This is a genomic window from Methylomonas defluvii, assembly GCF_033949435.1.
GTDB classification, from domain to species: domain Bacteria; phylum Pseudomonadota; class Gammaproteobacteria; order Methylococcales; family Methylomonadaceae; genus Methylomonas; species Methylomonas defluvii.
Window position 1 is genome coordinate 24542 of sequence record NZ_JAXARY010000024.1, and the last position, 20681, is coordinate 45222.

17 protein-coding genes are annotated in these 20681 nt (G+C 54.6%); 8 read left to right on the forward strand and 9 right to left on the reverse strand.

What is annotated here, in order from left to right; translation table 11 throughout:
* Nucleotides 1-77 precede the first annotated feature (77 nt).
* Genes QLH52_RS20405 through QLH52_RS20430 form a run of 6 tightly spaced genes read right to left on the reverse strand, consistent with a single transcriptional unit; the run spans nt 78 to nt 9801 of the window.
* Nucleotides 78-1649, reverse strand: a complete 1572-nt coding sequence (locus QLH52_RS20405) for a complex I subunit 4 family protein (protein WP_205452113.1) — start codon at nt 1647-1649, stop codon at nt 78-80.
* The gene (locus QLH52_RS20410; protein WP_319962768.1) at nt 1642-3183 is read right to left on the reverse strand and encodes a complex I subunit 4 family protein; all 1542 of its coding nucleotides are present in this window, start codon (nt 3181-3183) and stop codon (nt 1642-1644) included. Before QLH52_RS20410 ends, QLH52_RS20405 begins: the two co-directional genes overlap by 8 nt.
* Complete coding sequence (locus tag QLH52_RS20415; RefSeq protein WP_319962769.1) at nt 3180-4751, reverse strand: NADH-quinone oxidoreductase subunit 5 family protein; 1572 nt, start codon at nt 4749-4751, stop codon at nt 3180-3182. The genes QLH52_RS20410 and QLH52_RS20415 overlap by 4 nt, the downstream gene beginning before the upstream one ends.
* Nucleotides 4752-4753: 2 nt before the next feature.
* Nucleotides 4754-7954: a DUF2309 domain-containing protein gene (locus tag QLH52_RS20420; protein WP_319962770.1), complete on the reverse strand. Its 3201-nt coding sequence runs from the start codon at nt 7952-7954 to the stop codon at nt 4754-4756.
* A 2-nt stretch (nt 7955-7956) separates the two neighbouring features.
* The gene (locus QLH52_RS20425; protein WP_205452122.1) at nt 7957-8316 is read right to left on the reverse strand and encodes a hypothetical protein; all 360 of its coding nucleotides are present in this window, start codon (nt 8314-8316) and stop codon (nt 7957-7959) included.
* 12 nt (nt 8317-8328) lie between these two features.
* The gene (locus tag QLH52_RS20430; RefSeq protein WP_319962771.1) at nt 8329-9801 is read right to left on the reverse strand and encodes a complex I subunit 4 family protein; all 1473 of its coding nucleotides are present in this window, start codon (nt 9799-9801) and stop codon (nt 8329-8331) included.
* Nucleotides 9802-10123: 322 nt separating this feature from the next.
* On the opposite strand from QLH52_RS20430, the gene rlmH reads away from it, so the two are divergent.
* The 6 genes from rlmH (at nt 10124) to QLH52_RS20460 (ending at nt 17908) form a co-directional block, all read left to right on the forward strand.
* On the forward strand, nt 10124-10588 hold the full coding sequence (rlmH, locus tag QLH52_RS20435) for a 23S rRNA (pseudouridine(1915)-N(3))-methyltransferase RlmH (RefSeq protein ID WP_033157571.1): 465 nt from the start codon (nt 10124-10126) through the stop codon (nt 10586-10588).
* A gap of 4 nt (nt 10589-10592) precedes the next feature.
* Nucleotides 10593-11168: a Maf family protein gene (locus QLH52_RS20440; RefSeq protein WP_319962772.1), complete on the forward strand. Its 576-nt coding sequence runs from the start codon at nt 10593-10595 to the stop codon at nt 11166-11168.
* Nucleotides 11165-12622: a ribonuclease G gene (gene rng / locus QLH52_RS20445; protein ID WP_319962773.1), complete on the forward strand. Its 1458-nt coding sequence runs from the start codon at nt 11165-11167 to the stop codon at nt 12620-12622. The genes QLH52_RS20440 and rng overlap by 4 nt, the downstream gene beginning before the upstream one ends.
* Nucleotides 12623-12631: 9 nt before the next feature.
* On the forward strand, nt 12632-16432 hold the full coding sequence (locus QLH52_RS20450) for a YhdP family protein (RefSeq protein ID WP_319962774.1): 3801 nt from the start codon (nt 12632-12634) through the stop codon (nt 16430-16432).
* A gap of 70 nt (nt 16433-16502) precedes the next feature.
* Entirely contained in the window at nt 16503-17321 is an 819-nt protein-coding gene (locus tag QLH52_RS20455; protein ID WP_171697075.1) for a carbon-nitrogen hydrolase family protein, read from the forward strand.
* A 5-nt stretch (nt 17322-17326) separates the two neighbouring features.
* Nucleotides 17327-17908, forward strand: coding sequence for an outer membrane protein assembly factor BamC (locus QLH52_RS20460; protein ID WP_319962775.1), 582 nt, complete (start codon nt 17327-17329; stop codon nt 17906-17908).
* Between the two features lie 15 nt (nt 17909-17923).
* On the opposite strand, the gene moaC is transcribed toward QLH52_RS20460, so the two are convergent.
* Nucleotides 17924-18412 carry a cyclic pyranopterin monophosphate synthase MoaC gene (gene moaC, locus QLH52_RS20465; RefSeq protein WP_319962776.1) on the reverse strand — a complete coding sequence of 163 codons (489 nt, stop codon included), beginning with the start codon at nt 18410-18412 and terminating at the stop codon, nt 17924-17926.
* A 53-nt stretch (nt 18413-18465) separates the two neighbouring features.
* Between moaC and QLH52_RS20470 the strand changes: the two genes are divergently transcribed.
* Both QLH52_RS20470 and QLH52_RS20475 read left to right on the forward strand, forming a co-directional pair.
* Nucleotides 18466-18699 carry a MoaD/ThiS family protein gene (locus QLH52_RS20470; protein WP_033157578.1) on the forward strand — a complete coding sequence of 78 codons (234 nt, stop codon included), beginning with the start codon at nt 18466-18468 and terminating at the stop codon, nt 18697-18699.
* 1 nt (nt 18700) lies between these two features.
* Complete coding sequence (locus tag QLH52_RS20475) at nt 18701-19159, forward strand: molybdenum cofactor biosynthesis protein MoaE (RefSeq protein WP_319962777.1); 459 nt, start codon at nt 18701-18703, stop codon at nt 19157-19159.
* Nucleotides 19160-19164: 5 nt separating this feature from the next.
* Here QLH52_RS20475 and QLH52_RS20480 read toward each other — a convergent pair whose 3' ends face one another.
* Nucleotides 19165-19425 (reverse strand): hypothetical protein, encoded by a 261-nt coding sequence (locus tag QLH52_RS20480; protein ID WP_026602785.1) that lies wholly within the window; start codon nt 19423-19425, stop codon nt 19165-19167.
* A gap of 134 nt (nt 19426-19559) precedes the next feature.
* Nucleotides 19560-20660 (reverse strand): glycoside hydrolase family 5 protein, encoded by a 1101-nt coding sequence (locus QLH52_RS20485; RefSeq protein ID WP_319962778.1) that lies wholly within the window; start codon nt 20658-20660, stop codon nt 19560-19562.
* Nucleotides 20661-20681 lie beyond the last annotated feature (21 nt).

Consider the following 20681-nt stretch of genomic DNA (forward strand, 5'->3'; position numbering starts at 1 on the left):
TCTTTACCGGTAATACTATATCGAATCGAAACTATATAGCAATTGCTTTAGGCTCTAAATCTGGGCTAAATCAAAAGTTATATTGAACCATCGCTCAGCGCGCCTGAAATTGTGGTTCTCTGCGTGAGTATGGATGTTGGTGCCGCCTGCGGAGCCGCCACACTTAACCGCTGCCACCAGGACTGCACACTGGTTTCTTGCCAGGACAACAGCCATTGCGGATACAGACCTATCACCAATACCAGCAGCGCCGGCACGACCAGCAATGCCAACTCGCGTGGGCGCAGATCCTGTACTTTGGCTATGCTGTCGTGCACAACCGGGCCGAAGAATGCCCGTCTGACAAAACCCAACAGATACGCCGCGCCCAATACCGCACCGAACAAAGCCACCATCGCCAGTGCCGGATAAGCCTGCAATGCGCCGAGTATCATCAGCAATTCCGCGGGGAAGCCATTGGTGCCGGGCACGCCGATACTGGATAGCGCAAACACGAAAAATAGCGTCGTTAAGCGCGGCAGCGGTTTAGCCAAGCCGCCGAGATGAACCAGATCGTTACTACCCAAGCGTTGCTGAATCATGCCGGCGATCAACATCAGGCTGCCGGCGACTATACCGAAATTCAGCAACTGCATGACCGCACCTTGTAAACCTTGCAAATTAAAAGCGGCGATGCCGACGATGACCAGGCCGACGTGGCTAATACTGGAATAAGCCAGCAAACGGCGCAGATTGGTTTGCTGCAACGCGATCAAGGCGCCGTAAATCAGCGTCACCGCACCGAGTATCGCCAACAGCCAGCGATGTTCCAAGGCGACTTGCGGCGCCAGCGGTATCGCAAAACGAATGATGCCGTAAACGCCCAGTTTCAAACCGACCAGCAGGGCGCTGAGAAAAGTCGGCGCCTCAATGGCCGTAGTCGGCAGCCAGGTATGAAACGGCAGCAGCGGCGCTTTCACCGCAAACCCCAAAAATAGCAATAAAAAAATCAGACCCTGCGCCGACTCGGGTATCGGCGTGTTGAGTAAAACCGGCAAACTGAAAGCCAAATCCTGCGGAATGGTCCCGCCGTTAGCCTGCGCGTGATTAATCGCCAGCAAAATAATCCCGAACAACAAGGGCACGCCGCCGAATAACATATACAAGGTATATTTCATCGCCGCGTACCGTCGCTCTGCGCCTACGCCCCATAACCCGATCAAGAAAAAAATCGGCGGCAAGGTCAGCTCCCAAAACAGGAAGAACAAGGCCAGGTCCAATGCGGTAAACACACCGATAGTCACGCTTTCCAATGCCAACATCAACGCCAACTGAAAGCGGTTTAATTGCCGCACGCTGTTCCAGCCGGCCAACAAAGCCATCAGGGTCAGCAAGGCCGTCATCGGCAAAAACAGGATCGAGATGCCGTCCACACCGAGTTGATAGTGAATATTCAGGTCCGGTATCCAGGCATAGTCTTCCAGCAACTGAAAATCGCCGCGTGCGCTATCAAAAACCCCAGCCGCCGCGACGGTAAACAGTAATTCCACAACGGCTACTAACAAAGCGCCGCGCTTGGCTAACTGGGTATCCTGAATGAAAGCCAGCGATAAGGCCCCCAACAATGGCCAGACCAGACAGAGGGACAGCAAAGGAAAACTATCAGTCATGGTGCGGGCCGTTCATGTGATGACTATGATGTTCAGGATAATGTTCGCCAATCTCCTTGGCTTCCTGATCGATATATTTCAGCCAGGGCGTGGTGTAAAAACCGGTGCCGATCAGCAGGCCGCAGATGGTCACAGCGATAATCCGCTCCTTAACCACCGGATGGTGGACGCTGCCGTAAGGCTGAACAATGCGTTTGGCATGAGCAATAAACAGACGCTGAAACGCCCACAACAGAAAGGCTGCCCCCAGCACGTTACCCAGCAAAATTGCGATGGCGATGTACCAGCCGTGTTCCTCTATGGTGCCTTCGATTAATAAGTGCGCGGCATCGAAACCCGGTGTGCCGGGCATGACCATGGTGCTGAGCGCGGAAATCAAAAACAGCAAGGCTATCGTCGAATTAGTCTCGAACAACCCGCCCAGGCGCGGCAGGAACGAGGTACGGGTACGTTCGTAAATCAAGCCGATGCTGAACAGCATGCCGGCTGTCGCCAACCCATAAGCTATCGACAGCAGAATGCTGCCTTCCAAGGCAAAGTCGTTGAAGGAGAATACGCCTATTGCCAACATGCCGGTGTGACTGATCACCGCAAACGCCAACAGCCGGCGCATATTGATTTGCATCAGTGCCAGCAGGGCGCCGTAAAAAATCCCGATCAAGCCTAAATCGACGACAAAATGCACCCATTGCTCGGCCGCACCCGGCACTAACGGTAGGATGAAGCGGATCAAGGCGTAGATACCCAGCTTCAAACCGGTGAGAAAAATCGCCGCGCTGGCGGCGGTGCCATGTTCCGCCAGCAACGGTAACCAGGCATGGAACGGAAACAGCGGCATGCGGATGGCAAAGCCGAAAAACAACAGGATAAAGATCAGGGTTTCGTTGGGAATCGCCAGATTATGGTGCTTTAAGGTCAACCAATCAAAGCTCAAATCCAAACCATTTTGCGCCAAACCATAGCTCAGCAACACAAAGCCGGCCAGACTCATCGCCAAACCGGACAGCCAGTATTGCAAGACCGATTTTACCACCTGATTGCGCTGCTTACCGGTACCGGCAAATACAGTTAATAACACCACCGGCACCAGTTCCAGCAAACACCAAAACCAGAATTGCAGGGTATTCAATGCCGCAAACGCGCCGATTAATATACCTTGATAGGCCAGCAGGCAGGCGATAAACAGGCGATCATTACGATGCCGGGTGATCAAGGTATAGATCAGTGCCAGCAAGCCTAAAATTGCCGTCAGTGGAATGAACAGAATATTGGTACCGTCCACCCCGACCCGATAGTTCATGCCAAATAGTTGAAAATGTTCGGCAAGATGTAGCCCGGGGGTTTCCGAGTCGAATATCAGCAACAGATAAATACTCAGCAATACGTTCAGCAATGCGCCGGCAAAAGCCAGCCGCACGCTATAAATCGGCTTGGCAAACACCACCGCTAACATGGCCAGCAAAGGCACCAGCGTCATCAAGGTCAATAGCGGTACCGCCGCCACTGCCTGCCAGAAAACAATAGGGGTATTCATCGGTATCCCAGCGCTACCATCAAGGTGATCAACACAAACAACGCCAGATAGCGCGGCTGTAACAATAATTGTTCGAAACGGTTGGCAGCCTGGCCCAGGCGCCGGCCAAATCGAATCGAATCGCGGCCGATGCCGCGCAGAATGAAGTGATATTCAAACCAGTTCAGCAAGGCTGCGGTCCATTGCGCCAATTTGCCGGCCAGACCGCTGCCTTGAGCGAAGCTGTCTTCCTGGCTATCCAGGTTGGCGCCCATTTTTTGCTCTTCCCATTGCGCGAACGACGACACCGCTTTGATAGCCGGTGCCGGCGCGCCCAAGGCTTTATCGACAATGTGTTCGTCGATAAAGCGAGCATCCTTGGCCAAGCGCAAAACCGGTTTGACCAGCAACCAATCCATGGCCGGCTCTAGCCAACCGCGCTGCAAAGAGGCGATAAAGGCCCAGCGGCAATTTGCCAGCGCCGGCGCCACCGGTCGAATCGGTTGTCCGTGGGTGTTGTGCAAGATGGAGGGTGCAGTTAGCAGTAAATAGCAACGCACCACCGCATGTGCGCACAGATGCCAAGCCGCTAAAGTCCAAAACCCCAGCCCGCATTCCAAAAACATCAAACCCAGTTGCGCGGAGGTGGCGAAGATTTGCGAGCTTTTGATGTCGGTCTGGCTCAAGCCTACCCAATAACTGTAAATTGCCGTCAGTGCGCCGACCACCGTCAGCACCAGCATGGCCAGCGGTGCCTGCATGAACAGGGGCTGCAATTGAATCACTAAAAACACGCCGGCATGAATCATCGCCCCGCCGTAGAAAATAGCGCTGGACGGCGTTGGACCTTCCATTGCTCTCGCCAGCCAAGGCGTGAACGGAATCTGCGCGGATTTGGCGCATGCCGCCATGGCAAAACTCAGGGCCAGCAAGGTAGCGTCGCCCGCCTCCAGATCCGCCGCGCTACTGTTGATGGTTTGCCAATCGGCATTTTCCAGCCAGGCCAGGGCCAGACCGATTGCCAGAATAAAACCGCCGTCGCCGATGCGGTTGGTCACAAATACGCGGGTGGCGTTATGCGCGGCGACGGGTCTATCGTAGGCATAAGCAATCAGCCAGTAAGAACAAACCCCGGCGATTTCCCAGGCGATAAAGGTAAACACCGCGTTGCCGGACAACACCAACAGCAGCATGGCCGCCGCGAATAAATTCAGGATGAAAAAAAAGCGGTGGAAGCCGGCCTCGCGGTGCAGGTAATTCACCGAAAAGCGCATCACGACCAGCAGTAACAGCGAGAACAAACCGGCGAAGGCCAGATTAAAACCGCCGGTGCTGAGTGTGTAGTCTATGCTCAGCGAGCCGCTACGCAGCCAGGTGCCGTACGACACCGAGTCGGCCAGTTGGCCGGACAAGTCGCCGGCTAATAAAGCCAAAGCCGTCAGTACCGATAGGCCGATAGCCGTCACGCCCAGCCGGGCCGTTGTTTTCTCGCCGGTCTCGCCATCGATAATCCGGAAAAAGTGCAGGCCGCCAATCAACAGCGCCGCCAGCAACGGAAACAAAGGAATCAGGTTTGCGTAGGCCGCCATACTCAGACAACTCCCATTAAATCGGGCTGCTTGATCAGCATAGGCGCCACCGGCTGAGTTTCATCGCGATAGCAATCCGGCGAATTGTCCCGTAGCGGCAGCTCGCTGTTGTCCGGTTGCCAACGCACGAAGCCGAGACCGCGTTGAAACACAAATATCTCGCCGCTGTCCGGGTCTTTGGCACTGAGATGCACCCAGCCGCCGCCGATCAGTTCTCGCAGGCTTTCCTGCCGGCCGTAAATTTGCTCCAACACCACGGTTTTGGCTTCAACGACGATTTGCAAACGCATGGCCTCGTGAATCTCGATCATCTGCCTTGGTAAGCCGGTGCGCAAGTCGCTGCTGGCACCTTCCATCACCGCACAGAAGCCGGTCAGATTGTGCGGCACTTTCGAGCCGCAACCCAGCCGTTCGTTATTCACGGTGGAAAAATAATATTCCAGATTGATGCCGGCCCCGACCGGACCGACCGCCAACAGGATGCCTTCCAACACCGTGCCTTCCGGGTCTTGGCTCGGATCGTAGGAAATCAAAAACAGGCGGCGGTCAAAAAACGCCCCTTGCGTTAACGAGCGTCTACCGACCAGCGCAGCCGCATTGGTGGCATGGCCCAACTCCGGCCGAGCCTGGGAAAAATCGGCGGCGCGGTTTAGAAAATGCCGTAATGCCTGCTGGGGCTGCGGCCGGCGCGGCGCGGACGCCAAACGCCGGCAGCGCTCATGCGCCGACATGCGCTGCGCGTGTTGCATCTGCTGCATAAATTTGTTGAGGGTCGGTTGGCGCTCCTGCGGCACGGCGGTGCTGTCATACCAAATGATGTCTTCGTCGCAGGTATTGTGTTCGGCGCCGATGAACCACGTGTCGGCTGGAATGACGATGCCTCGCTTGGCCAGCAATTGCCGCACTTCAGGTCGGTTCGCCATCGCCGCGAACAGCCGGGCATTGGGTCCGCCGTGCCGGCCGCTGCAGGCGCCGCAATCGTATGCGGACAAATGCGGATTGTTTTGGCTCATCGAACCATGGCCCATCAATACGACCAATTCGGCAAAGCCGTAAGTCAGACCGGTATTACGCAAAAATCCGGCGATCCGGTCGGCTTGCTCCTGGTCGGTAAAGCCCCATCTAGGTTGTTGGGGCGAGGCCGGTGTCTCAGGGTTACCAGCGGTAAAATGCAATTGCGATGGCACGTCGGGTGCGATGCCTTTCGCCACCGCAGCCAGCAACTGCTGCTGCGTTTTGGGAATGAAACTTTTCGCTAGCAAACCGAGCAAAGTAAACGGCGCCATGGTATTAATCACCGGATAGGCAAGCAGCGCATCGCGGCGCAAACCGTGCTGAAGCAAATCGGCAAGCCGTTGCTTTAGATTGCGGCCTTGCCGGCGCCGGGCCAAGGCTTTTTCCTGGCCGGGTTGACTGCATTCCTGAACGTTATGTGCCGGTACGACCACCACCGGACAAAGGGCCGTCAATTTGCTATCGTCGAGGCCTTGATAATTCATCGGTACGCCAAAAAAACCGGCGGCTCCCAGCGTTTCGATAGCCGGATTGAGTTCTTCCAAGTGACGGCGGATGCCTTCCTCGCGATCATCCATGCAAAACACGATTTGTGCTGCGGGGCGGTTGTCTCGTTGCGCCCAGCGCCCGCGATTATGATTGGCGTGCAGGGCTTGCAGCAGCGCTTGTTGATAGTGGCGTTCGTAGGCGTTCAGCCAAATATTGCTGCGATCCGCCTCGCTGAAAGTGTCGATGACGGCCAAGCAATCCAACAGCGGGGCCTGCTCTGAACGCTGCACGTCGCTGGCGGTTAATCCAAGCAATTGGCAAAGGCGAAACAAGCGCCAACCCTGGTTATAAATACTGAGGGCAGAGGGAGCCAACGGACTAAGTTGCCAGGTCCAAATCCGTTCGGCCACCGTCTGCCAGACCTGTTTGTCCCGCGCCGAATCTTTCAGTAAAGCCTGCGACGCAAGCGCCAGATACTCCGGCAATTGGCCTTGAAACAAAGAATGCCTGACCGAAAACTCGGCCAGGTTTTTCGAAAAATAACCGCGCAGTTTGTCCAGTTGCGCCTCGCAACCCCATTGCTGCCTGCATAACTGTTCTGCGTACAGCCGATCCAGAATCAAGCGTATCGCCAGATAATCGGCCAATAGGGGCTGGGTGGCGTCATCCGCTTGATAATCGGGATGAGTTTGCCGCCAGTTGATCAAACCCGACCAACCCGGTAGTTCGAGGGCTAGCCTTTGCAGATAGCCAACCCAGCGGGATTCTGGGATTTTCAGTGCTATCAGCTCTTGCGCAATCGCATCTATGGGTTCGGCAGGTAATGCTCCCGTAACCGTTTGCCAATTATGTAGTTCCTGAAAAACCGGCTGGGCATCGTAGATCAAACTCTCACGCCAGGCTTCGTACAAACCCAGTTCTTGGCGCTTGGGCAATCGCCATGCCGCCAGGCCTTCGTCCAATAACGATGCGCATAAACGAATCAATTGCGGACGCACCGAGTCCAGAATATCCTCGCCGGTCAACGCCAACAGCAAGCCGCGCAAGGTCAAACTGTCGCCGACCCGTGCAAAAAGGCTTTCCATGCTCTCCATGCAAGATTGGCGCATCTGCTGTTCCGCACCGGCATTCGCCGCATCCGGCAGCCATTGCCGGATTTGCTCGGCGGACAAATCCAGCAAATCTTCCGGATGCAAATTCGGTGTTTGCAGCTCAAGCTTGGCGAGCAAGGCATCCCACAATTCACGAGCCGTTTCGCCAGCGGCGGCCGGCTTATCCAGCACTCCGAGCTCGCGCACCTGCCAATCGAATTGCCCGGGTGTCAGCGCCTGCAACTCGTGCAGCAAGGCCAGCCGGTAAAGCATCTGCTGAGTAATGGGTTTGCCATTGACCTTGCAAATCTCAGTGTCCAGCGCTTCTCCAAATTGCTGCGCCAATGCGCCATCAATATCTTGATCGGCTATCCGGCCCTGTGCATAAAACTCCCGGAACTGAGCGGCGGGCAGATAACAACTGATACCCGTTAGTTCGGTAAATTCCTCCAGCGCTTGCTCGAACGGCAAATGCTGAAAGCCATGCAAGGTATTGTGATGCACGAAATCGTGAATCGGCGCCTGTCCCGGTAATACGTGATCCAGGTGCTGGATTGCGTCGAGGATAATTTGTTGGGCAGAGGCGTTGCCATTTGCGTAATCGTGCATGATCAAATCGCCGCCATATTCATTGACGCGCAGAGCAAAAAGCTTACTGCTTTAGTGTCTGCAAAAATCTTGAAATTGGGCGGGGGGGTTACCCCGTATACCGCGCCGAGCACCGGAGCTTTTGGCGGGATTAGCCCGAAGGGGCGATGCAGGGATGCATCGCGTTGCCGAAGGGGCAGGAAGCCCCTTTCGGCAACCGCTGCCAAAAGCGAGGAGCGCAGGAAACGAGCGGTATCCGGGCCGCCTTTTCTTTGGCTACTTTCTTTTGGCGGAGCAAAAGAAAGTAGCTCGGCTGTCGGTCCGAGCACCGACATCAAATAAGCCGTCGCATTAGCGACACAAAGTTTCAGTAACCCAGACATAAGCATAAAACCCTAAGGCAACCTCTCCCCCATCACCAACAACATCTTCCCCACCGTCGCGGTAGACAAATCAATCAAAGGCGCTGGCAACAAGCCAAACAACACAATCCCTCCAACCAGCACCCCCGATGCCATCAGCTCCACCGACTTCAAATCCGCGATGTCCCGCATCTGCGGTTTCACCGGACCGGTAAACAGCAAGCCGATGGTGCGCATCGCATAGGCGGCGCTGATCAGAATACTGAGGCTAAAAAACACCATCAAACCTCCCCATTCTTGAAAGCCGCCGATTAGGGTATGCAGTTCCGCGATAAAACCCACGGAGCCGGGCAAGCCCATGGCCGCCAGCAAGGTCAAGGTGGTTAAGGTGGCGAAGCGCGGCATGACCTGCACCAGCGAACTGTAATCTTGAATGTTACGGGTATGCGTGCGTTCGTAAAGCAGACCAACCAATAAAAACAACGCGCCGGCGATCAGGCCGTGCGCGGTCATTTGTAGAATTGCACCGGTGAAGCCTGTTTGATTCAGCGCGGCAATGCCCAACAGGACCACGCCCATATGACTCAAAGAGGAGTAAGCCACCATGGCTTTCAGATCACGCTGCCGCCAGGCCAGCAAACCGCCGTAAAGCATGCCGAACAAGGCCAGAAACACCAGCAGCGGTTGAATCAATTTGGCGGCGACCGGCAGCATCACCACGCAGCGCAGCAAGCCGTAGGCGCCCATTTTTAAGAGAATGCCCGAGAGTAAAATGCTGATTGGACTAGGCGCTTCGACGTGCGCCAACGGTAGCCAGCCATGCAGCGGAAAAATCGGCATTTTCACGCCAAAGCCGATCAGGAAGCCCAACAGAACTAGCACCTGTTCGATCTCCGGCATGTTTTGCGCGGCTTGGCCCATCGATGCCATCAAAGAGCCCTGGTTTTCCAGATCGTATTGACTGATCGCCAGCAAACTCAGCAACATGAACACCGAGCCACCCATGGTATACAGCACGAAATTCAAACTGGCGGCATGCCGGCGTTTGCCGCCCCAGCGGTCGATCAGGAAAAACAGTGGGATCAAGGTCACTTCCCAGAAGATGTAAAACAGCGCCCAGTCTTGCGCCATAAACACGCCGAGCATGCCGAATTCCAACAACAGCACGGAAATATGATAGCCCTTGATGCTATCGGCCAAAGAAAAGGAAGCCAGCAGGGCAATGCAAGTCAACAGCGCAGCCAGCACCAGCATCGGCATGGACAGGCCGTCCACACCCAAAGCATAAGCACTGCCCAGTTTGGGGTTAAGCGGATAGAACTCGCTAAATTGCAGCGCGGTGTCGTCGGCGTCAAACTGGAGCAATAGCAAACCAGCCAGCAACAAAGCCGCCAAGCTGAATACATTAGCTACAATTCTGATCAATCGGCTATTCCGGCCGGAGACCAGTACCAGCAATATTGCCCCCAGCGCCGGGGTCCATAACAGCGCGCTTAGCATCACCATTGTTATCGTCTAAGTCCAATACAGCAAACATTCTAACGACATTTGGTTGAAAAAAGCCAATCCGACCAAGAATTGGTTTAAATAAACCAGATGGCCGTTTAGGGCTTGCACTATCGGACGGTAGAGCCGATTTCGCAAAGCCCGGCGCTTCGTGTAACCTAAGCGCAGCAAAAAATATCGGGATTTGGGGATCCTGCGCATGCCAAACATGGTCACGCTAGCGATTAGCGCCAATAGCTCGGCGACGTTTGTAAACGCTGTGCGCATGAATGCCACCCGTTCTTTACCCCGTTTTCCCGCGAATTGATAGCCTGTAACAACTATGCAAATCCACATGATAGCCGTCGGCAACAAAATGCCGGACTGGGTACAGCAAGGTTATAATGAATATGCCAAGCGGCTGCCGCGCGAATGCGAGTTGCTGCTAAAGGAAATTGCCCCGGACAAACGCCGCAGCGGCGACATTGCCCGCATTACCAAGGACGAAGGAGAACGCATGATAGCGGCATTGCCCAGCCGGGCGCACGTGGTGACGCTGGACATACCGGGCAAACCCTGGACCACGCCGAATCTGGCGCAAGCCTTGCAACGCTGGCTGGGTAACGGCCAGCCGGTCGCGCTGATGATAGGCGGACCGGAAGGCTTGTCTCAGCAAGTGCGCGATCTGGCTCAGGAATCCTGGAGTCTTTCGCCGCTGACCTTCCCGCATCCCTTGGTTCGAGTGATTGTCGCTGAACAAATCTACCGGGCCTGGAGTCTGTTGAATAACCACCCTTACCATCGTTAAGCGCATGCACCCACAACTGATCCTGGCGTCCGCCTCGCCGCGCCGCAGCGAATTGCTCAAGCAAATCGGCATCCGTCACAGTATCATGGCGGTCGACATCGACGAAACGCCGTGGCCGGGCGAAGCGCCCGCTGCTTACGTCGAGCGGGTAGCCGCGGAAAAATCCGCACTCTGTCTGGCAACGGCCGCTACCGATTTACCGGTACTGGCTGCGGATACCAGCGTGATTTGCGACGGCCGCATCCTCGGTAAACCCGAGGATTTGCAGCACGCCATTGAAATGCTCAGTCATTTGTCGGGACGCAAGCATCAAGTGTATAGCGCGGTATCCTTACGCGGTGAGCAACACTGGCAGGCGCTTAGCGTTAGCGAAGTGCGCTTTAGGCCCTTGAGCCACCAGGAAATCGTCGCTTACTGGCAAACCGGGGAACCGCACGACAAGGCTGGCGCCTATGCGATTCAAGGCTTGGCCAGCGTATTTATCGAATCGATCACCGGCAGTTTTTCCGGCGTGATGGGCTTACCGCTGTTCGAAACCGCGCAATTATTAAGCCTAGCAGGCATAGACATTATTCAATGAGCGAAGAAATATTAATCAACGTCACGCCGCCGGAAACCCGAGTCGCAGTGATCGAAAACGGTGTGCTGCAAGAACTGATTATCGAACGGGTCCGGCAAAAAGGTTTGGTTGGCAACATCTACAAAGGCGAGGTGTGCCGCGTGCTGCCGGGCATGCAGGCGGCTTTTGTGGACATTGGTTTGGAAAAGGCGGCGTTTTTGCATCTCTCCGATTTCAGCAGCAAGGAACTGGCCGAAAAAGCCTCGGAAAATATCGAACACTATTTAAAGGAAGGCCAAAAATTGGTGGTGCAAGTCACCAAAGATCCGCTCGGCAACAAGGGCGCGCGACTGACCACCGATATTTCCATCCCGTCCCGCTACCAAGTTTACATGCCCTATGCCGGTAACTCCGGCGTGTCGCAACGCATAGAATGCGAATCCGAACGCACTCGTTTGCGGGCTTGCATCGAAGCCTATCAGCTAAAGCACCAGGTACCGGGCGGCTTTATTGCTCGCACCGCCGCCGAATGCGTGGAAGATGTAATTTTGTATTCCGACATGACTTTTTTGCACAAACTCTGGGAATCCATCCTGGAAAAAAGCAGCAAGGCCAAAGTCAAAACCCTGATCCACGAAGACCTGCCGCTCAGCATCCGCACCTTGCGGGATTTGTACAAAGACGGTATCGAAAAAATCCGCGTGGATTCCAAGGAAACCTTTCTGCGCTTGGTCGAATTCGCCGAAACCTTCGTGCCGGAAATCGTTTCTGTGATCGAGCATTATTCGGGCGAGCGGCCGGTGTTCGATATTTACAACGTGGAAGACGAAATCAGCAAGGCCCTGGACCGCAAGGTTAAACTCAAATCCGGCGGCCATCTGGTATTCGACCAGACCGAGTCGATGACTACTGTCGACGTCAATACCGGCGGCTATGTCGGCGGCCGCAATCTGGAAGAAACCATCTTTAAGACCAATCTGGAAGCGGCTCAAACCATTTCCCGGCAATTACGGCTGCGGAATTTGGGCGGTATCATCATTATCGATTTCATCGATATGCAGAGCGAAGACCATAAAAAGCAGGTATTGCAGGCCTTGCAGCGCAACCTGGACAAGGACCACGCCAAGACCAAGATCACCGAAGTCTCCGCGTTGGGTCTAGTGGAAATGACCCGCAAACGTACCCGCGAGAGTTTGGAACATATCCTCTGCGAGCCTTGCTCGACCTGCGGCGGTCGCGGCGTCTTGAAAACCGCCGAATCGATCTGCCTGGAAATTTTTCGGGAAATCATTCGCGTGGTCAGGCAATACAATGTCCAGCAAATCCTGGTACTGGCTTCCGAACAGGTCGTGGAAATGCTGCTCGACGAAGAAGCCGATATGCTGGCAGAGCTGGAAATGTTCTTGAAAGTCGGCATTAAAATCCGCGCCGAGGCCGAATATAACCAGGAGCACTACGACGTGGTGTTGTTATAGGCGGCTATTTTGGTTATTCACCACGTTACCCGGGCGACCCGACACCTGTTGTTCTGGTCGCTGATCACGATTGCCCTCCTCTTGAGCGCGGTACGGGTTTTTTTGATCGACATTGCCGATTACCGCATCACGCTGGAACAAAAAGTCCGCGAGACCACCGGCATTCCGCTGCATATCGGCAAACTGGGCGCGAATATGCGCGGCTTCAGCCCGGAATTATTGTTGCGGGAAATCGCTATCGAAGGCGCCGAAGCCGGGGCGAAACCGGCTATCCGTTTGCAAGAAGTTCGGATTGGTATCGATTTACTGGAATGGCTATTGACCCAGGACCCTATGGCCGCCAGTTGGGTGACGCTGGTGGGCGCCAAACTGGATATTCTGCGTAATGAGGACGGCAGCCTCAGCATCAAAGGCCTGCAAAGCAGCGACGAACAACCGCTGTGGCTGTTACAGGGCGGCAAATACGAGATTCTGCAAAGCCAGGTGACCTGGCAGGATCTGAAGCGGCATCGGCCGCCGGTGACGGTCGAACACTTCGATTTGCTGATCAAAAACCACTATATGGATCAAAGCCACGAGATCCATCTAGTCAGCAGTTTGCCGGAGCAATACGGCGACAGCTTGCGCATTTCCGCCCGACTTGACGGGAATATCTTTCAGGCCAATGGCATCAACGGCCAAATTTATGTGGAAGGCAGCAATCTGCAAGGGCCGGCTTGGCTGATCGAGGATTTACCGCTGGGTTTGCATTTGGAATCCGGCTCCGGCGATATGCGGATCTGGAGCCAATGGCGCGATTCGATGCCCTACCAAGTCAGCGGTTATCTGCAAGGCCAACAGATTAAACTCGGCAGACAGCAAGGCAAACCGCTGCAACTCGACACCTTCGAAGGCAATCTGGCCTGGACCGAGCAAAACGGCCGGCAACGCTGGAGCGCCTACGATGTCAACGTTTTCGCCAATCATCAGCGCTGGCGGGATGCCGAGCTCTATCTACAGCAAGATGCGCAAGGCAACCTCAGCGGCGTGATCAAACAGTTGAATTTGCAAGCCTTGATGCATCTGATACCGCCGTTTCTACCGGCAGAGCAAACCGATTGGGCTAAATGGCTGTCACTCAATCCACGCGGCACTTTGCGCGATCTGTCGTTTTACGCTGAGAGCAATCAGCAACGCTATGCGCTCAACGGCCATTTCAGCCAACTGGGCAACGATGCGCAAGGCGACGTGCCGCAATTACAAGAGCTAAGCGGCTCGATCATTGCCGGCGACCAGGGCGGGCAACTGATATTCGACAGTACAAACGCCAAATTCAATGCGCCGCAAATGTTTAGGAGTAGCCTGGACGTCCCACGTTTACAAGGCCGAATCAACTGGCGGCAAACCGACAGCGACTGGCAAATCGCCAGCGAAAATCTGCAACTGGACAGCGCGGCCTTCCACACGCAAACCTACCTACAACTCAGCATCCCCAAGAATAACGACAGCGCTGTCATTGACATGCGCACCCGTTTCGACAATTTCAAAGACATCAGTAATGTACCGCAATACCTGCCGGCCAAAATCATGGGTAAGGATGCGGTCGCCTGGCTGGACGATGCTTTTATCAGCGGGCATATCGACAAGGGCGAAATGCGCTTGAACGGAAGGTTAGCGGACTTCCCGTTCACTAACGGTCCCGGCCTATTTGAAGTAGTGTTTGAGATAGACGACGGCGAAATTCAGTTCAACGCCCTGTGGCCGCATTTGCGCGCGGTGCATGCCGATGTGCAATTCCTCGGCGCGGATCTGAAAGTGGCGATTAACGGCGGCCATAGCGAAAATGTCGACATCAATCAAGCCGTGGTCTCGATTCCTGATCTGGCCAATAGCGATTATGTTTACGTGTTGGGCCAGGTGCAGAGCAAGCTGCCGCAAAGCTTGCAGTATCTGCAAAAAACCCCGTTACGCGCCAAAATCGATCCGCTGGCCAAAGTGTTGGCCCCGGATGGCAATACCCAAGTCGACCTGGATCTGAAAATCGCTTACTACGAAACGCTGCCGACCACCGTTAAAGTGGATGCGCATCTGGATAAGGCCCGCTTGCAGGTCAAACCCGTCGATCTGGCCGTCAACGACATCAGCGGCGTGCTGCGCTTTACTGAAGACAGGGTCAGCAGCACCCGGCTGGAAGGCAATACCCTGGGCTATCCGATACATGCCATCCTGCAAAGCGACGCCAGCGCCACGCAAATCCTGATAGACGGTACCACCGACATCCAGCGCCTGGAAAAGCAATTCAGTTTCCTGAAAAACCAGGTTGCCGACGGCAGCTTGAATTATCAAACCGTATTGACGCTGCCTTACGATGCGGCTAAGCCGTCCACCCTGAGCATTAACAGCAACTTACAGGGCGTAACGATCAACACCCAGGATGCTCTGGCCAAATCGGCCGATCAAGAGCAAGCATTGAATCTAAGCTTTATTTTTAACAACAGCCCATACTTGCCACTAAAAATTACTTACGGTAAGGAGTTGAACGCTGCGCTGTTGATCGACGGCAAACAAAATCAACTCCATTCCGGGCATATAGTGTTCGGCCGGAACTCGGCGGACTTTTACGAACCGGCGGGGTTGAAGCTGGAAATCAAGCAGCCGCAATTCAAATTGTCCGACGCGCTTGCCGCATTCTCCGACAACGAAACCCAGCAACGTTTGCCGGCGTTAAAAGAAGTTATTCTGGATACCGAGCAACTGATCTGGCAAGGCCAGAACATCGGCGCACTAAAATGCCGGTTGCAGCATATCAATCAAGCTTGGCAAGCCACGTTGGACAGCGCGATGGCACGCGGCAAATTGACGATCCCCGACCAGCGCGGCGGCACCAACATCATCAAGCTGCAAATGGATTATCTGAATTTGTCGGCGATGGATAGCCTGAATTTCGACGCGGCGGAAGAAGTCGTTACCGACTTGCCCTTGATCGACATCGACAGCAAGCAACTGCTATGGCGCGGCGTGGATTTGGGTAGCTTGAAGCTGAATACCGAGCGGCTGATCAACGGCATTCATTTCAAACACGTGCAACTGGCCAGCGTGGCCGGTACGATAGATTTCAGTGCGGACTGGATCAAACTGGTCGGCGGCAGTTCGACGCAATTGACCGGCAAGCTGAACATGAACGGTTTCGGCTTATTCCTGTCGCAGCTAGGTTTTACCGACGACTTAAGAGGCACGCACGCCGAAATCAATTTTAACGGCGGCTGGCGCGGCGCCCCGCAGCAATTTTCAGCGGCCAACCTGACCGGGCAAATGCAGTTGAAGTTCAGCGACGGCCGTATTTCCAGCATAGAGCCCGGCTTTGGCCGCTTGCTGGGCTTGATCGCGATGGAACAATGGGCCAAGCGCTTGAGCCTGGATTTTACCGACGTCTACCGGCAAGGCTTGGCCTTTGATCAAATTACCGGCGACTTCAAAATCAGCAACGGCTTGGCCTATACCGACAATTTATTAATCGACGCGGTATCGGCGAAACTCAGCATAGCCGGCACCGCCGACCTGGTGAAAAAGACCATGGACCACCGCGTTGCCGTCGTGCCCAAGAGTTCCGGGGCCGTGCCGATTGCTGGTACAATCGTGGGCGGTATCGCTGCCGTCATTACCCAAGTGGTGACTGACGATTACAAAGAAGGTTATTTTTTCGGCTCGCAATACAAACTCGCCGGGCCCTGGGGCAATGTCGAGGTCACGCCGTTACACGATCAAGACGGCTTGGTGCAAAAAGCCTGGCGCGGCTTAACCGGCGGCTGGCTGGAGTCGCTGAGCAAATGAACGGCTCTGCCGAATAAACGGCTCCCCAACAGTTAAAACTATCGAAAACAATTAAAATCAGGGACACCTCATGACCATATGTGCCGCCATCCAGATGGCCTCCGGACCGCAAGTCAGCGCCAATTTGCTTGAAGCCGAGAAACAGATCGCCGAAGCCGTGAAAGCCGGCGCGAAACTGGTAGCCTTGCCGGAAAACTTTGCCATCATGGGTATGAACGAATACGACAAGGTTAAAGTCAGCGAGCAGGATGGAAACGGCCCGATTCAGGATTTTCTGGCCGCCACCGCCAAAAAATACGGCATATGGGTGATAGGCGGCACGATGCCCATGCAAGCCACTGCTCCCAATAAAGTCCGCGCGGCTTGTTTGATCTACAACGAGCAGGGCGAGCGAGTCGCCCGTTACGACAAAGTGCATTTATTCGACGTCAGCGTACCGGATACCGCCGAGGAATACCGCGAATCCGACTCCGTCGAAGCCGGCGACGCCTCCTGCGTGATCGATACGCCGTTCGGCCGGCTGGGTGTGGCGGTTTGCTACGACTTACGCTTTCCGGAATTTTTCCGGCCGATGACCCGGCAAGGCCTGGATATATTGGTGATCCCTTCCGCGTTTACCGCCAAAACCGGCGCCGCGCACTGGGAAGTATTGTTGCGGGCCCGCGCCATCGAAAACCTCTGCTACGTCATCGCGCCAAACCAAGGCGGCTTTCATATGAATGGCCGGCAAACCTACGGCCACAGCATGGTGATCGATCCTTGGGGCGTGGTACTGGATTGTTACAAAACCGGCCCGGGCTTTGTCAGCGCCGAAGTCGATAAAAGCCGCCTGGAAAAAACCCGCCTGTCTTTCCCGGTGCTGGAACATAGACGCTTTTTTTGCGAGTGAGCCTTATGTTGTTAAGAACGCTGACTTACAGCCTGCCTTGCCTGTTGCTGACGGCTTGCGCGGATGCGCCGGACAAATACCGCGACACCCACCACCTGGAACTGCCGCCGGTTTTACCGATAGAACATACCAATCCGCAACCGGCTGTGGCTGCCGACGATTTAAAGCCCAAGTCAGCTCTGGCCGATTTGATGGCGTTTACCGACGAAGGGGGCAAGCCAGTGCTTACCTTGAAAACCCGCCCCGACCGGGCTTGGGAAATGGTCGCCACGGCGCTGAAAATCAGCAATATCGAAGTGCTGGATAAAAGCCAGGAAGATCAACGCTTTCAGGTGCGTTATGACCCCGACACCAGCGGCAAAGATGTCGGCTTGTTGCGCGCTTTATTGAATAATGATTACGACGAAGCCGAATACACCATCAAGTTGAAAGAAGAGCGGCGAGGCTTAACCGTCAACGTCAGCCTGACAAAACCGCAAGATTTGGAGTTTGGCGAAGATGGCTCGGCGGAACTGATTCGTTTGCTACACAAAGCCATAAACGAAAAAATCATCAACCGCCCGCCTGACAAGAAGGCCGACGAGTAAGCGGCAAGGCTTGATTTAAGCGTCGTCCCGTCGCCAGTGCCCGGATTTGCCGCCGCTTTTTTCCAGCAAGCGCACTCCTTGAATCGTCATGCCGCGGTCCACGGCTTTGCACATATCGTAAATAGTCAGCAAAGCAATTTGCGTCGCGGTGAGGGCTTCCATTTCCACGCCGGTTTGGCCGGTAGTCTTCACGGTGGTTTGACAATACACGCGATGCAGGTCGGTTTGCGCTTGCAGGCTAAGCTCGACATGGCTGATCGGCAATGGGTGGCATAAGGGGATCAGGTCGGCGGTTTTTTTACTGGCCATGATGCCGGCAATGCGGGCGATGCCCAGTACGTCGCCCTTCTTGTGGGTGCCGGACACAATCAACGCCAAGGTTTCCGGCTGCATCTCTATGTACCCCTCGCAAACCGCCTGACGTTGGGTGATGGCCTTATCCCCGACATCCACCATATGGGCTTCTCCGGCGGCATTAAAATGAGTGAGCGGCGAATGGGACATGGCATACTAGGCAAGTGGAATCAGCCAAGCATTGTATTACCGGGTGAATAAAGATGTCGATTAAAGTGCTTTACTTTGCAAGCTTGAAGGATCGCGTCGGCCGCAGCTACGACGAGCTGACAATCGATGCGCCGTTGACAGTGCTAGAGGTCTGGCATCGCGCTAATCCGCACATGGACATGCCGGGCACGGTATTGGCGTCGATCAATATGGAGTATGTCGGTCTGGATGCCGAAGTTAGCGACGGCGACGACGTGGCGTTTTTTCCACCGGTGACCGGAGGTTGAAATGAGTACCATCAAACTTAGCGCCGAGATTTTCGACCCCTGGCAAGAACTGGCCGATTTTCAAGCTCAGGCGGTCGACATGGCCGGCAAATACGGCGCCACCGGCGTTTTCGTCGGCACCATGCGTGACTTTAATCAAGGCGACGAGGTACGCGGTATGTACCTGGAGCATTATCCAGGGATGACCGAAAAACAATTACAGCGTATTGTCGAACAAGCCCAAAGTCAGTGGCAATTGTTGGATGTGTTGCTGATCCACCGCATCGGCCACGTATCACCCAACGATACGCTGGTGCTGGTGGCTGTGTGGTCCGCGCATCGCGGCGACGCTTTTGACGCCAGCCGCTTCATTATGGAAAACTTGAAAAGCCAGGCACCGTTCTGGAAACGGGAAACCTTGGAATCCGGACAAACACGCTGGGTCGAAAAGAACAGTAACGGCTATCTAAAGCAACCGTGATGCTGTCAAGACTGGCGCAAATTACCCGTAGACTTTGTATCGGCAGCATAATTTACCGTTGGCATTTCGCCCAATGACTGGGCTTGCAGCTGCTGTTGCAGTTCGGCAATTTGCTGGTTGGATTGAGTAAGCTGCTGTTTCAGTTCATTGATGGTTTCATGCAGATATTCGAAGTGAACTTGAAAATAGCGCGCAGACGGGAAGCAGGCATCCAAGGCTTCCGGCGACATTTTGTCCAATTTGGTTCGAGATCGTCTTGTTTTCATATTACACCTAATCATCATTATCGGCTAAAGCATACCCATGCGGCATGATTGCTATGATGCTGTTAATAGTAAGACGTTCCAGAACGCAAATCCCCCACTTAAAATACCAAATATTTTAGCAATAGCCCCAAGCGTCAAGCATACTTACCCGGTAACCAGCCACGCTCGACGCATTCCCGAAAATTCCATTGCGGCATATTCTCGGTTTTATAACTCCAGAAAAACCAGCCCAGATACTTTTCGAACACGGCCAGTTGGGCGGCCGCGTAGCCGCGACAAGCGATATCGAACTGCATGTCGTCCATTTCCGTATGGACATGATCGAAAAGCCCCTCGGCCCAAAGCGCCGCCAGTTTTGCATCCAACCCCAAACTCCATTCGCCGACGTAGGTCGGCAAACTCAGGCCGCCGATGATCTCGTCGGCTTCGGTTTTCCAGTCGCAAACAACTTTTTGCAGATGCCGATAAATATCCCTGTCGATATCGTCTTGCACAAAACATTGATAACGATGTATACCGAAGATCACATTGCCATAATTGGGCGGCTGTAAAAAACCGGCGTATTCGCGAAACGACCGGAAACCATCATGAAATATCACCGCCACCTGTTCGGCCGGACAATGGCGGCGAATGCGCCAATAAGCGGCTTCGGTGTAACGTTTCAACAGTTCAGTATCCACATCCCAGCGCGGCTCGTTTAAGATCTCAATTCCGTGCAATGCCGCGCGTTTGCCGTAACGCTGGGCCAATCGCTCCAGGGTCTCCAGGGAATAGTCGATATAGCTGTTTTGAGTATGCCACTCGCAAACGTCCTGGATGCCGCCATTATCGAAACCGTTCTGACAGCCGGGCGCGGCATGGAGATCGACAACAACCTTTAAGCCAAATTCTTCAGCCCAATCGAAAGCCCGGTCAAGCACCTCCATGCCGCCGCCGACAAAAGGAAATCGCACGGCGCCGAAACTATGATGATAGGGATAATCGGCTGCGAACAGCCAATAGCCAACCGGGATGCGTATCGCATTGATCCCGACTTGCGCCAACCAGGCAAAGTCGGCGCGGGTGATGAAGGTTTGCCAATGTTGCTGCAAACGGGTTTCGGCTTTGCGGCCCAATTCGACGCACCAACTGGTCTCGTCCTTGGCATTCAACCCGGCAAACAAACTGGGCGTCATCCATTTTTCTAAAACCAACCATCCGCCCAGATTGACCCCGCGCAGTTTATTGGCAGACATCCGGATAGCCCCGGTACAAAG